This window comes from Flavobacterium yafengii, from assembly GCF_030010375.1.
Taxonomy (GTDB): Bacteria; Bacteroidota; Bacteroidia; order Flavobacteriales; family Flavobacteriaceae; genus Flavobacterium; species Flavobacterium yafengii.
The window spans coordinates 107,452-121,068 of sequence record NZ_JASCRY010000005.1; the positions used below are offsets into that span (position 1 = coordinate 107,452).

Below are 13,617 nucleotides of genomic sequence, written 5' to 3' on the forward strand. Positions count from 1 at the left end.
TAATGAAAAAATCTATATATATAATCGCTTTATCCCTTGTTTTATTTTCTTGCAAAGAATCGAAAACAGAGGAAGTGGAACAAAAAGACAACGGTTTGACAACTGTAACTTCCGCCCAATTCAAATCTTCGGGAATGGAGATTGCGAGTCCAACAGAGCAGGATTTTGATGTAACGGTAAAAGCATCCGGAAAGATTGACGTACCGCCACAAAACCGAGCTAAAGTGAACACTTTTATGGGCGGTTATGTGAAATCAACGACACTTTTAGTTGGAAATAAAGTCAAAAAAGGACAAGCTTTATTAACGCTACAGAACACTGAATTTCTTGATATTCAAAAAGATTATATGGAAGTGGCTGAGCAACTAAATTTTTTGAAATCCGAATATGACCGACAAAAAACCTTGTATGATGAAAAAATCACTTCACAAAAAAACTACCTAAAAGCAGAAAGTGATTATAGAAGAGCTAAAGCAATGCATCAAAGTTTACGTGCCAAATTAGTGCTCTTGAACATTAATCCGAGAAATGTAGAGAAAGGAATTTTGACTTCAACAATCACTATTTTTTCTCCAATAACGGGCGATATTGTAATAATGAATGCCAATGTGGGAATGTATGTGGCACCTTCGGATGTGATTTTAGAAATTGTCGATACGGATCACTTGCATTTAGAATTGGCCGTATTTGAAAAAGATATTTTGAATGTGAAAATTGGACAAAAGATTCATTTTAAAGTTCCTGAAGCTTCCAAAGATGTTTTTAATGCCGAAGTACATTTGGTTGGAAAATCAATAGAAGGAAATGACAGAACGATTAATATTCATGGGCATTTAGACGATGCAATAAAACAAAAACTTTTAACAGGAATGTTTGTTGAAGCTGAAATTATCATCGATTCTAAAAAAGGTTTGGCGATTCCTTCTGAAGCACTAGTAACAGAAAACAACAAAAATTTCGTACTTTTATTGGACAATGAAAAAAATGGATATTCATTTAAGAAAGTAAGCGTTACCGTAGGCAAGAAATCTGAAAAGTTTGTTGAAATACTTCCAAATACTATGATCAATGCTTCTTCAAGAATTTTGACAAAAGGGGTGTTCGATTTAGCTAATTAATAATAAGCAAATAAATATGGACTTGAACAAACTTAAAGATCAGTTGCAAACAGAGGTTGACACTGCCTTTTTGTATGATAGTATTGCGGCCATTCAATCTGACGATAATCTTTCAAGAGTATTATTGAGTTTGGGTAAAATTGAGAAAGGACACGCGAAACACATGTTTGATAAAGTGTCGACTTTGGAACCAAATTACAAAATGCCTTTGCCATCAAGAAGAGCAAAATTCCAATTAAAATTGGGTAAAATCTTTGGTTACAGTTCTATCATCAGTAACCTTTCGAGTATAGAAAAGCAATTTGCGGTAAATTCAATCAAGAATAAAATAAAAAGCGGAGAGAAACCAACAGGTTTTGAGCACAATCATCTTAATATTATTGAAGCCGTAAATAATAATGCCGCCTTGAATGTTTCGGGTGGCTTTTTATCTAAATTTGAAAGCAGGCATAAATCAGTAGGCGGAAATGCATTACGTGCGGCCGTTTTAGGTTCAAATGACGGATTGGTTTCTAATATGAGTTTAGTAATGGGAGTTGCCGGTGCGGCTGTTTCTAATAATACGATATTATTAACCGGTACTGCGGGACTTTTGGCAGGAGCAATTTCAATGGCTTTAGGCGAATGGCTTTCGGTACAAAGTTCCAGAGAATTAAACCAGCGCCAAATTGATTTAGAAACTGAAGAATTAGAAGCTTCACCCGAGGAAGAAAAAAAAGAATTAGTTTTATTGTATCAGGCCAAAGGAATGAATGTTGTCGAAGCACAAAAACTGGCTGACAAAGCTTTTGAAAATCCTCAAACGGCGATTGATGCAATTATCACGGAGGAATTGGGAATTGACAAAGAAGAATTAGGAGGGTCAGCCTGGGAAGCAGCAACAGCTTCGTTTGTGCTTTTTGCCATTGGAGCTATTATTCCATTATATCCTTTTATGTTTTTAGATGGAAAAAATGCCATTTTATTGAGTGTCGGAAGTAGTGTAATTGGGCTTTTTGGAATAGGTGCCGCAATTACTTTATTGACCGGAAAAAGCATTTTGTTTTCTGGATTTAGACAAGTTTTTTTTGGATTGGTAGCTGCAGCGGTAACTTATGGAATTGGTTCCTTGATAGGTGTTTCACTGGCAGGATAAAAATTAACTTCTGCTAAATGGAAGGATTGCATATAATACAATATAAACTTTAAATAAAAAATTATGAATGATGCTCATTTACACATGGTCGTAAACCATTTTCCAATTATCGGAACTATTTTCGGAATTGGAATTTTGATTGCAGGAATATTTTTAAATAACAGTTCAATAAAAAATACTGCTTATATTCTATTTATAATTGCAGCAATTTTTGGGGCACTTAGTATGGGAACTGGCGAAGGAGCAGAGGAGATGGTTGAAGATTTTCCAAATATTGGCAAAGCAATTATCCATGAACACGAAGAACTCGCGGAAAAATTTGCTTTAGTACTTTATGTAACCGGAGTTTTTGCATTAATTTCATTAGTAGCTGCTGTAAAAAAGTTTCGACTAGCTAAAATATTTTCATTTATCACGCTTATCTTAGCTTTAATAAGTGGAATTATATCAATAAACGTTGGGACTTCCGGAGGAGAAATTCGTCATACTGAAATTAGGGAAGACAGCGCTACCAAAGTTGTAAATGATACAAATTCTACTGGAAATGAATCGAATAAAACGAGAGATGAAAAGTAGTTTTTAACAATTTCATATCTTTAAGTTAAAATAAAAATTGTTTTTTAAGTAATTTATCTCTTATATTTGCAAAAGAATTTAAAATAAAAACAAACACAAAAATGTTTACAAATCAATTGCATCATCATCATTTTCATTATTGCCCTCAAGCGATGTGTTAATGGTATGTGTGTAAATCATCATATTCTAAAACCCGTTTGAGTACATCAAACGGGTTTTTTATTACCCAAAATTTGTACTCAATCAAAAAAATTTAAACAAAAACAAAAAAGACAAAAATGAGTACATTAAAAATTGCAATTCAAAAATCAGGACGTTTAAACGAAGATAGCATTCAAATTCTAAAAGATGCAGGTATTTCAATCGACAATGGTATCGACCAATTAAAAGCCGAAGCATCGAATTTCCCTTTAGAGGTTTTATATTTAAGAAATTCAGATATTCCTCAATATTTAATTGATGGAGTTGTTGATATTGCTATAGTTGGCGATAATTTATTAGTTGAAAAAGGAAACAATATTGAGGTAATTCAAAAATTAGGTTTTTCAAAATGTAAAGTATCCGTTGCTGTACCAAAAGCATTTGATTACAAATCCGTTCAAGATTTAGATGGTATGCGCATTGCCACTTCTTACCCTAAAACAGTTCTTGACTTTTTTAATTCTAAAGGCGTAACAGTCGATATTCACCAGATTTCAGGTTCGGTTGAAATAGCTCCAAACATTGGTCTAGCCGATGCTATTGTTGATATTGTTTCCAGCGGAAGCACTTTATTCAAGAATAATCTGAAAGAGGTTGAAGTTATTTTTAAAAGTGAAGCAGTTTTAGCTGTTTCTCCAAAAGTAAGTCCTGAATCTCAAAAAATAATCGACACCTTAAAATTCAGAATCGAATCCGTTTTAAGAGCAAGAAAATCGAAGTACATATTGATGAATATTCCAAATGATAAAATTGATGCTGTTGGAAAAATTCTTCCTGTATTAAGAAGTTTAACCGTTTTGCCTCTGGCTCAAGAAGGATGGAGTAGCGTACACTCCGTAATCGACAAAGATACTTTCTGGGATGTAATTGATCAATTGAAAGAAGTTGGAGCCGAAGGGATTTTGGTTTGTCCAATTGAGAAAATGGTTTTATAAAATCAGATTTGATAAGTTAGAAATAAAAGGTTTAAAAAGCCTCAATCTTTAAATTTTTGAATCATTTAATCTTTGAATAAAATTAAAAATGAATAAAATATACAATCCAAAACCAGAAACCTGGACTTCAATTTTAGAAAGACCTACAAAAACTGTTGATGATATTGAAGCGACAGTAAAAGAAATTTTTAAAGAAGTACAGAAAAAAGGCGATGCTGCTGTAGCCAAATATACGTCGCTTTTTGACGGAGCTAAAATCGATACAATTGAAGTTTCTAAAGCTGAAGTTGACCAAGCAATTGCATCCATTTCTATCGAGTTAAAAGAAGCAATTTCACTTGCAAAATCAAATATTAAAAAATTTCATACTGCTCAAAAAACTAAAAGAGTAGCTGTAGAAACAATAGAAGGAGTAAAGTGCTGGCAAGAAAAAAGGCCAATCCAAAAAATTGGTTTGTACATCCCTGGAGGAACTGCACCTTTATTTTCAACAGTTTTGATGCTGGCTGTTCCTGCAGAAATTGCAGGTTGCAACGAAATTGTTTTATGTTCTCCTCCTGATAAAAATGGAGCTATAAATCCCGCTATTTTGTATGCTGCAAATTTATGTGGTGTGACTAAAATATTAAAAGTAGGCGGAATTCAAGCTATTGCAGGAATGACTTTTGGAACGGAAACAATTCCTAAAGTGTATAAAATCTTTGGTCCCGGAAATCAATTTGTGACTGTGGCTAAACAATTGGCAACTCAGTTTGGAGTAGCAATCGATATGCCGGCCGGTCCATCGGAATTATTAATTGTTGCTGATGATAGTGCAGTTCCGGCTTTTGTAGCTTCAGATTTATTGTCTCAAGCAGAACACGGAGCGGATAGTCAAGTTATTTTAGTTTCTACTTCCAAAAAATTAATTGATGCTGTAGAGACTGAGATCCAAATACAAATGGAAGCTTTACCAAGAAAAGCCATCGCTGAAAAAGCAATTGCGAATTCAAAATTAATTTTTGTTGAAAATGATAAAATTGCCCTAGAATTAATCAATGAATACGGACCGGAACACTTTATTATTTGTTCTGAATTTGATGATTTTTACAGCAATGGCGTTCAAAATGCGGGTTCTGTATTCATAGGAAATTATACTCCAGAAAGCGCTGGTGATTATGCGTCAGGAACCAATCATACGTTGCCAACCAACGGTTATGCCAAGAATTATAGTGGCGTGAATCTTGATAGTTTTACTAAAGCAATGACTTTCCAAAAAATATCCCAAAAAGGAATACAAAATATCGGTAAAGCCATTGAAATAATGGCAGAAGCAGAAGGTTTACAAGCACATAAAAATGCAGTTACATTACGATTAAAAGCGATTGAAGATGGAAAATAATTTCGATATAAATACTATAGTTAGAGAAAATGTCAAGCAATTGAAACCGTATTCTTCGGCACGTGATGAATTTGAGGATTTTGATACTGCAGATATGATTTTTTTGGATGCCAATGAAAATCCGTTTGAAAATGGGGTGAACAGGTATCCGGACCCACAACAAATGAGTGTAAAGGGGATTTTGGCAAAACAGAGAAATGTCAAAACGAATCAAATTTTATTGGGGAATGGAAGTGATGAAGTGTTGGATTTGTTATTCAGAGCTTTTTGTGAACCAAGAACAGATAACGTAATCACATTGCCACCAACATACGGAATGTATGGCGTTTTGGCTAATATTAATGCAGTAGAAAATAAAGAAGTATTGCTTTCAGAAGACTTTCAACCACAAATTGAAAAAATCATGGAAGCCGTTGATGCAACTACTAAAATCATCTTTTTGTGTTCACCAAATAATCCAACCGGAAATTCATTTTCGGATGAAAGTGTAGCGTATCTTTTGCAAAATTTTAAAGGTTTAGTTGTGATTGATGAAGCGTATATTGACTTTTCAAAAAAAGAAAGCTGGATTAATGAATTAGACGAATATCCAAATTTAGTGATTACTCAAACATTATCAAAAGCGTATGGTTTGGCTGGAATTAGATTAGGAATTTGTTACGCATCTGCGGAAGTAATTTCGGTTTTAAACAAAATTAAACCTCCGTATAATGTAAACGAATTGACTCAAAAAAGAGCTTTGGAACGATTAGATGATAAAAATAAAATAAAATCTGAAATTGAATCTATAATAAGACAAAGAGAGGAGTTACTTAAAGTATTACTTAATGTAAATTTTGTCAAAAAAATCTATCCTACGGAAGCTAATTTTATTTTGATAAAAGTAGATGACGCTAATAAAAGATACGATGAATTGATTGCAAAAGGAATTGTAATTCGGAACAGAACAACCCAACCGTTATGCGATAATTGTTTGCGTCTGACCGTTGGAACAGAACAAGAAAATATGAAATTAATTGAGGTATTAAAACAACTTTAAACCTTAAACTTTAAACTTTTTTTAATGAAAAAAATACTTTTTATAGATCGTGACGGAACAATGGTTTTGGAACCAAATGATTATCAATTAGACAGTTTTGAAAAATTAGAATTTTATCCAAAAGCGTTTCAATATCTTGCAAAAATAGCTAAAGAATTGGATTTCGAATTAGTAATGGTGACCAATCAAGATGGTTTAGGAACTGATTCTCATCCAGAAATTAACTTTTGGCCAGTTCATAATTTAATTATGAAAGCTTTTGAAAATGAAGGAGTGGTTTTCAAAGAAGTATTTATTGACAAAACATTTCCGCACGAAAATGCACCAACCCGCAAACCTGCAACGGGAATGCTGACAAAATATATTGATAATCCCGAGTATGATTTAGCAAATTCATTCGTAATAGGAGACAGAATAACTGACGTGGAATTGGCAAAAAATTTGGGCTCAAAAGCTATTTTTATCAATACAGACGAAGCTTTAGGAGGCGATGAAATTGCTTCAAAAAGAGAAGAGCTAGACTCCGTTATTGCTTTACAAACTACAGATTGGAAAGTAATTTATGAGTTTTTGAAATTAGAAGAACGTTCCGCTTCAATAGAAAGAAAAACAAATGAAACGGATATTTTTATCAACTTGAACCTTGACGGAACCGGAAAAAGCAAGATCGAAACAGGAATTGCCTTTTTTGACCACATGCTGGACCAAATTGCGCGTCACGGACAAATGGATTTGGAGGTTCTAGTAAAAGGAGATTTAGAAGTAGATGAACATCATACTATCGAAGATACTGCAATTGCGCTTGGTGAAGTTTTTGCAAAAGCATTAGGAAATAAATTAGGAATAGAACGTTACGGTTTTTGTTTGCCAATGGACGATTGTTTAGCGCAAGTTGCGATTGATTTTGGAGGTAGAAACTGGCTGGTTTGGGAAACCGAATTCAAACGCGAAATGGTAGGGAAAATGCCGACGGAGATGTTTTATCATTTCTTTAAATCATTCTCGGATGGTGCTAAAGCAAACATCAATATCAAAGCAGAAGGAACGAACGAGCATCACAAGATTGAAGCAATTTTTAAAGCTTTTGCAAAAGCAATAAAAGTAGCCGTAAAACGTGATACAGAAAAAATGATTTTGCCATCAACAAAAGGAATGCTTTAAAAAATTATGAATTATAAATTATGAATTATTAAGTGTTACATCCTTAATAAAACTTAATTTCTTAATGGTTAAAAAAGAAATGAAAATAGTAATCATAAATTACGGAGCAGGAAATATTCAAAGCATTATGTTTGCTATCGAAAGATTGGGATTTAAAGCGGTTTTGAGTAATAATTGGGATGAAATTAAAGCCGCAGATAAAGTTATTTTTCCAGGTGTTGGTGAAGCTAGTTCAGCAATGAAAATGCTTTTTGAAAGTGGGTTGGAGACTTTGATTCCAACCTTGAAACAACCTGTTTTAGGAATCTGCTTAGGCATGCAATTGATGTGCAACAAATCGGAAGAAGGGAATACAAAAGGTTTGGGAATTTTTGATGTTGATGTGATTAAATTTACGCCAAAAGTAAAAGTGCCACAAATGGGTTGGAATCAAATTTATAATTTGAAATCGCCTTTATTCGAAGGAATTAATGAAAACGAATACATGTATTTGGTACATAGTTTTTATGCGCCAAATTGTCCTGAAGCCATTGCTACAACAGATTATGAAGTAGAATACGCCTCAGCTTTGCAGAAAGATAATTTCTACGGAACACAATTTCACCCAGAAAAAAGTGGTGATGTTGGAGAACAAATTTTGGCAAATTTTTTAAAACTTTAAGTTGAGTCTTTAAGACTTTCGACTTTTAAAATTTAAGACTAATTACAATGAGAATAATACCAGCAATAGATATCATAGAAGGAAAATGTGTTCGCTTGTCAAAAGGTGATTACAATACCAAAATTATATACAATGAAAATCCGCTTGAAGTGGCAAAATCATTTGAAGCACATGGAATCGAATATTTGCATTTGGTTGATTTAGACGGAGCTAAGTCGAGCCAAATTGTGAATTATAAAATATTGGAGCATATAGCTACACAAACCAAATTGAAAATTGATTTTGGCGGTGGATTAAAATCGGATTCTGATTTGAAAATAGCTTTTGAAAGTGGTGCAAATCAAATTACCGGTGGAAGTATTGCCGTTAAGAATAGAAAACTATTCGAAAAATGGATTGCTGAATATGGATCTGATAAAATCATTTTGGGAGCAGATGCTAACAATGAAAAAGTAGCGGTTTCGGGTTGGTTAGAAGATTCGAATGAAGATTTGATTCCTTTTATACTAGATTATCAAAGCAAGGGAATTCAGTACGTAATTTGTACGGATATTGCCAAAGACGGTATGCTAGAAGGGCCAAGTTTTGATTTATACGCTAAAATTTTGGCGGAAGCCAAAGGGATAAAACTAATTGCTTCAGGAGGAATTTCTACTTTTGACGAGTTACCAAAATTGGCCGAATTGGGTTGTGAAGGAACGATAATCGGGAAAGCGATTTACGAAGGGAGAATTTCATTAAAACAATTGGAAAACTATATTTTAAGTATGAATTATTAAGTATTAAATATGAGTGAAGACGTAATAAAAATAAAAAGCTTTTCTTTTGCCATTAGAATTGTTAATTTATATAAAACTTTAAATAGTAGAAATGAATATGTAATGAGTAAACAAATTTTACGTTCAGGAACTTCTGTTGGAGCAAATATTAGAGAAGCTAAAAATGCAGAAAGTAAAGCTGATTTCATTCATAAAATGGGTATTTCTCAAAAAGAAGCTGACGAAACATTATATTGGCTTGAACTTTTACAAGCAACAAATTATATTTCAAATGAAGAGTTTTTAAGTCTAAATAATGATGGTATAGAAGTTTTAAAATTAATAAAAAGTATAATTATTACTTCTAAAAACAATATCAAAAAAACTTAATAATTCAACCTTACAATTTAATACTTAATTTAGATGTTAACAAAAAGAATTATTCCCTGTCTTGACATTAAAAACGGAAGAACCGTAAAAGGTGTTAATTTTGTAGACTTACGGGATGCAGGAGATCCGGTGGAATTAGCCAAAATATATTCGGATGAAGGTGCTGATGAATTGGTTTTCTTGGATATTTCGGCAACGGAAGAAAGAAGAAAAACCTTAGTTGATTTGGTACGCAAAGTAGCTTCAACTATTAATATTCCGTTTACTGTTGGTGGTGGAATTTCATCCGTTGAAGATGTTGAAATATTATTGCAAAATGGTGCGGATAAGGTTTCTATTAATTCATCGGCAGTGAAAAATCCGCAGCTGATTAATGATTTGGCACAGAAATTTGGAAGTCAATGTGTAGTGGTTGCTATTGACGCCAAACAAATTAACGGTCAATGGATTGTTCATTTAGTTGGAGGAAAAGTGCCTACCAAATTGAATTTATTTGATTGGGCCAAGGAAGTGGAAGAACGTGGAGCGGGAGAAATCCTGTTTACCTCCATGGATAATGATGGAACTAAAAATGGATTTGCTAATGAAGCTTTGGCTACACTTTCGGAATTAGTTAATATTCCGATTATTGCTTCTGGTGGTGCGGGAAACATACAGCATTTTGTAGATGCTTTTCAAAAAGGGAAAGCCGATGCAGCATTGGCCGCAAGTGTGTTTCATTTTAAAGAAATTGAAATCAAAACATTAAAAACAGCCCTTAAAAACAACAATATCGAAGTACGGATTTAAATTAAGGCATAAGTATTAAGTATGAGTCATTAAGTATTGAGTTGCTTATTTATCCATATAACTTAATACTTAAGCCTTACAACTTAATACTTAAAAAATATGAACATAGATTTCTCAAAAAATACAGACGGATTAATTCCTGCCATAATTCAAGACAGTGAAACCAAAACAGTTTTGATGTTGGGTTTTATGAATGCCGAAGCGTATCAAAAAACGATTGATACTAAAAAAGTGACATTTTATAGTCGTACCAAGCAAAGACTTTGGACAAAAGGCGAGGAAAGTGGCAACTTTTTAAATCTGATTGACATTAAAAACGACTGTGATAATGATACTTTATTGATTCAGGTAAAACCAGAAGGACCAACATGTCACAAAGGAACTGATACGTGTTGGGCAGACGAAAACAAAGCTGATTATGGCTTTATTTCGAATTTAGAAGATACAATCCAACTTCGAAGAGAAAATGCTGATTCTGAGAAAAGTTATGTTGCTTCCTTGTTTAAATTAGGGATGAACAAAATCGCCCAAAAAGTAGGCGAGGAAGCGATAGAAGTGGTTATTGAAGCCAAAGATGATAATGATGATTTATTTTTAAGTGAAAGTGCTGATTTGCTTTTTCATTACCTTATTTTATTGCAAGCCAAAGGATTTAAGCTAAATGATGTTGTTGAAATCCTAAAAAGTCGTCAGAAATAGAGATTCTTTTTAAAGATTTTTCATTAAGAAAACCCAATAGTAAATGAATATACTATTGGGTTTTCTTTTATTTCAAATAGCAATCCACTATATTTACTATTATTTTAAAATAAGAGTACCACATGCAAGTGATGAATTTAGATAATACCACATTGACACAAGAATTAAACGATCCAATACTAAATACGGGGCTTTACATAATACTTACTACTGACGAAGACGATGCAAGACCGGTTTATATTTCAGGGAATTTCAATAATTGGCGTACTCAGGACAAGGAGTTTATGATGGAGAAAATTGGAAATAATGTATACCATTATAAATTTTCGCATGATTTTGATTATCCTGTCGAGCTTTTGTATAAATTTACTAAAGGCGATTGGAGTGAAGTTGAGATTGACAGCCACGGCAATCGTACCGAAAACCGTTCAATATTAGCACATACGGGCATTCAAAATGAACACGTAGCAAGATGGAGAAAAAACTGGTTGCCTTTTAAGCAGTCTTTTTTACCACAGGTTCAGTTAATTTCAGATGAATTTGAAATTCCGCAACTTAATAAAACCAGAAAAATTTGGGCCTTGTTACCACATGATTATGACAATTCAAGTGAAAGTTATCCCGTGATGTATTTGCAAGATGCACAAAATTTATTCAATGAATCAGCTGAATTTGGTAATTGGGAAATTGATAAAAAACTGGCAGTTATGTCCGAATATAAAATTGGAAAAATTATAATAATTGCTATTGAACACGCCGATGAGGATCGCATAAAAGAATACAATGTAGGGAAAACAGTATTGGGAAAGGGACAAGGAAAAAAATACATCCGATTTGTAACTGATACCCTAAAACCATTTGTTGACAACAATTTCAGAACTAAAAAAGAACGAGAATTTACTGGAATAGGAGGAAGCTCGATGGGCGGATTAATCAGTGTTTTTAGTGGATTAAGGAATCCTGAAACATTCGGTAAATTGATGATTTTTTCGCCATCACTTTGGGTAGTTCCAGAACTTAAAATTAATGCAAAAAAGGCCTATTCAGCAGATACAAAAATCTATTTGTATGCTGGTGGAGATGAAAGTGAAACAATGATTGAGCACGTAAAAAAGTTTCAAAATGATTTGATTTCCAGTGAATTTATAAAAGACAAATCGAAGATTAATTTAAGCATCAATAGACAAGGGAAACATAGCGAAACCTATTGGAGTGATGAATTTCCTAAAGCAATAGAATGGTTGTTTTTTAATACAAAAGAGTAATTTATTACTTCTAAATAAGGTACAATACATTAATATTGAATTCAATCAATAAGCGATAAAAAATTAAATGAACAAATGAAAACAAATACAGTAGTAAGCTTAGATAATTTTTCAGGAACAATTTTAATTCCGGCTTTTGAAACGTACTCAAAAAGTATTGTTCCTATAACTTTCAATGGAATAGAAGTTACATCTAAAGTTTTTTTTGGAAAAAAAGACACGCACTATTTAGCTGAAAAAAATAACAATGCGTATGTTTTTATTGGCTTAGGAAAAGAGATAGACTATAAATCATTGAAAACTATTTTTCGTCGTATTTCATCGAAACAAAAAGAAAATTTCAGTTCGAATGTAGCTTTAGTTATACCCGAACAATTTACTCAGGATCAGGTAGAAGCCGTGGTTTCTGGTTTGCTTTTAGGAACATATGATTTAGGTCATTTCAAAACAGAAAAAAACGCACATCCTTTTTTGAGTGCTGATTTTACTTTAAATTTAGTATCCGAAAAAGATTATTTGGCTACAGCCAAAAAAGGAATTAAAATTGCCAAAGCACAATTAGCAACCTATAATTTGGTTGATTTACCACCCAACACGATTAATCCTAAATATTTGGCCAATTGGGCTAAAGAAACGGGTGAAAAATATGGTTTTGACGTAGAAGTTTTAGGTCATGATGCAGCAAAAATAGTAGGATTGGGCGCTTTTTTGGCAGTTGGAAAAGGAAGTGAAAATGAACCACAGTTTATCATTATGAATTACACTCCTGCAGGAGATGTGGAACACCTAAAACATGTTGGGTTAGTGGGGAAAGGAATCACTTTTGATACAGGAGGATTAAATATAAAAACAGCGGGAATGCTTCATATGAAGTGTGATATGGCTGGCGGTGGTGCTGTTTTCGGGGCTATGCAATTGATTGCAGATTTGCAATTACCCGTAAAAGTGACTGCAATTGTTCCTTGTGCCGAAAATTCAGTTGATGCCAAATCATTTTTACCAAGTGATGTAATCCACAGTTATAGCGGACATTCGATAGAAATCATTGATACAGATGCTGAAGGAAGACTTATTTTAGCGGATGGATTATCGTATTTGATTAAAAATTTCAAACCAGAATATATTGTGGATATCGCCACACTTACCGGAAGCAGCGTTGGTACTTTTGGTTATGAATGTGGTGCTTTGTTTACCAATAATACCGAAATGGCTAAGAAATTGCAAGAAAGTGGAGATGAAATTGGAGAGCGTTTGTGGCCTTTACCACTTTGGGATGTTTATAAATCAGACATTGAAAGCGATATTGCCGATGTCAAAAATTATAGTGGAAAACCAGTTGCCGGAGCAATAAGTGCAGCTAAATTTTTAGAATATTTTACCCAAGAACACAAAGCTTGGGCACATCTTGATGTTGCAGGTGTCGCATTTGGCGATGATGAGTTTGCTAAAAGTAAGCATGCTACAGGATATGGAGTTCATTTATTAACTAAATTCATTGAAAATTTATAA

The 13,617-nt window shown here is 33.3% G+C and carries 14 protein-coding genes; all 14 read left to right on the plus strand.

Annotated features, from left to right (window positions below; all coding sequences use genetic code 11):
- The first annotated feature begins 2 nt into the window (after nt 1–2).
- The 14 genes from QLS97_RS15095 (at nt 3) to QLS97_RS15160 (ending at nt 13,617) form a co-directional block, all read left to right on the plus strand.
- The gene (locus QLS97_RS15095) at nt 3–1,118 is read left to right on the plus strand and encodes an efflux RND transporter periplasmic adaptor subunit (protein ID WP_282717797.1); all 1,116 of its coding nucleotides are present in this window, start codon (nt 3–5) and stop codon (nt 1,116–1,118) included.
- 16 nt (nt 1,119–1,134) lie between these two features.
- Nucleotides 1,135–2,253 (plus strand): VIT1/CCC1 transporter family protein, encoded by a 1,119-nt coding sequence (locus QLS97_RS15100; protein ID WP_282717799.1) that lies wholly within the window; start codon nt 1,135–1,137, stop codon nt 2,251–2,253.
- A 63-nt stretch (nt 2,254–2,316) separates the two neighbouring features.
- On the plus strand, nt 2,317–2,829 hold the full coding sequence (locus tag QLS97_RS15105) for a hypothetical protein (protein ID WP_282717801.1): 513 nt from the start codon (nt 2,317–2,319) through the stop codon (nt 2,827–2,829).
- A gap of 278 nt (nt 2,830–3,107) precedes the next feature.
- Nucleotides 3,108–3,965, plus strand: coding sequence for an ATP phosphoribosyltransferase (hisG, locus tag QLS97_RS15110; RefSeq protein ID WP_282717803.1), 858 nt, complete (start codon nt 3,108–3,110; stop codon nt 3,963–3,965).
- An 88-nt stretch (nt 3,966–4,053) separates the two neighbouring features.
- Nucleotides 4,054–5,346 carry a histidinol dehydrogenase gene (hisD, locus tag QLS97_RS15115; protein ID WP_282717805.1) on the plus strand — a complete coding sequence of 431 codons (1,293 nt, stop codon included), beginning with the start codon at nt 4,054–4,056 and terminating at the stop codon, nt 5,344–5,346.
- Nucleotides 5,336–6,385 carry a histidinol-phosphate transaminase gene (hisC, locus tag QLS97_RS15120; protein WP_282717806.1) on the plus strand — a complete coding sequence of 350 codons (1,050 nt, stop codon included), beginning with the start codon at nt 5,336–5,338 and terminating at the stop codon, nt 6,383–6,385. Before hisD ends, hisC begins: the two co-directional genes overlap by 11 nt.
- A 24-nt stretch (nt 6,386–6,409) precedes the next feature.
- Nucleotides 6,410–7,546 carry a bifunctional histidinol-phosphatase/imidazoleglycerol-phosphate dehydratase HisB gene (gene hisB, locus QLS97_RS15125; protein WP_282717808.1) on the plus strand — a complete coding sequence of 379 codons (1,137 nt, stop codon included), beginning with the start codon at nt 6,410–6,412 and terminating at the stop codon, nt 7,544–7,546.
- Nucleotides 7,547–7,625: 79 nt separating this feature from the next.
- On the plus strand, nt 7,626–8,207 hold the full coding sequence (gene hisH, locus QLS97_RS15130) for an imidazole glycerol phosphate synthase subunit HisH (protein WP_282717810.1): 582 nt from the start codon (nt 7,626–7,628) through the stop codon (nt 8,205–8,207).
- Between the two features lie 47 nt (nt 8,208–8,254).
- Nucleotides 8,255–8,986 carry a 1-(5-phosphoribosyl)-5-[(5-phosphoribosylamino)methylideneamino]imidazole-4-carboxamide isomerase gene (gene hisA, locus QLS97_RS15135; protein WP_282717812.1) on the plus strand — a complete coding sequence of 244 codons (732 nt, stop codon included), beginning with the start codon at nt 8,255–8,257 and terminating at the stop codon, nt 8,984–8,986.
- A 9-nt stretch (nt 8,987–8,995) separates the two neighbouring features.
- The gene (locus tag QLS97_RS15140; protein ID WP_282717814.1) at nt 8,996–9,355 is read left to right on the plus strand and encodes a four helix bundle protein; all 360 of its coding nucleotides are present in this window, start codon (nt 8,996–8,998) and stop codon (nt 9,353–9,355) included.
- A 33-nt stretch (nt 9,356–9,388) separates the two neighbouring features.
- On the plus strand, nt 9,389–10,144 hold the full coding sequence (gene hisF, locus QLS97_RS15145; RefSeq protein ID WP_282717815.1) for an imidazole glycerol phosphate synthase subunit HisF: 756 nt from the start codon (nt 9,389–9,391) through the stop codon (nt 10,142–10,144).
- A gap of 99 nt (nt 10,145–10,243) precedes the next feature.
- Complete coding sequence (hisIE, locus tag QLS97_RS15150) at nt 10,244–10,843, plus strand: bifunctional phosphoribosyl-AMP cyclohydrolase/phosphoribosyl-ATP diphosphatase HisIE (RefSeq protein ID WP_282717816.1); 600 nt, start codon at nt 10,244–10,246, stop codon at nt 10,841–10,843.
- Nucleotides 10,844–10,965: 122 nt separating this feature from the next.
- Nucleotides 10,966–12,108: an alpha/beta hydrolase gene (locus QLS97_RS15155; RefSeq protein ID WP_345956950.1), complete on the plus strand. Its 1,143-nt coding sequence runs from the start codon at nt 10,966–10,968 to the stop codon at nt 12,106–12,108.
- A gap of 75 nt (nt 12,109–12,183) precedes the next feature.
- Nucleotides 12,184–13,617: a leucyl aminopeptidase family protein gene (locus tag QLS97_RS15160; RefSeq protein ID WP_282717817.1), complete on the plus strand. Its 1,434-nt coding sequence runs from the start codon at nt 12,184–12,186 to the stop codon at nt 13,615–13,617.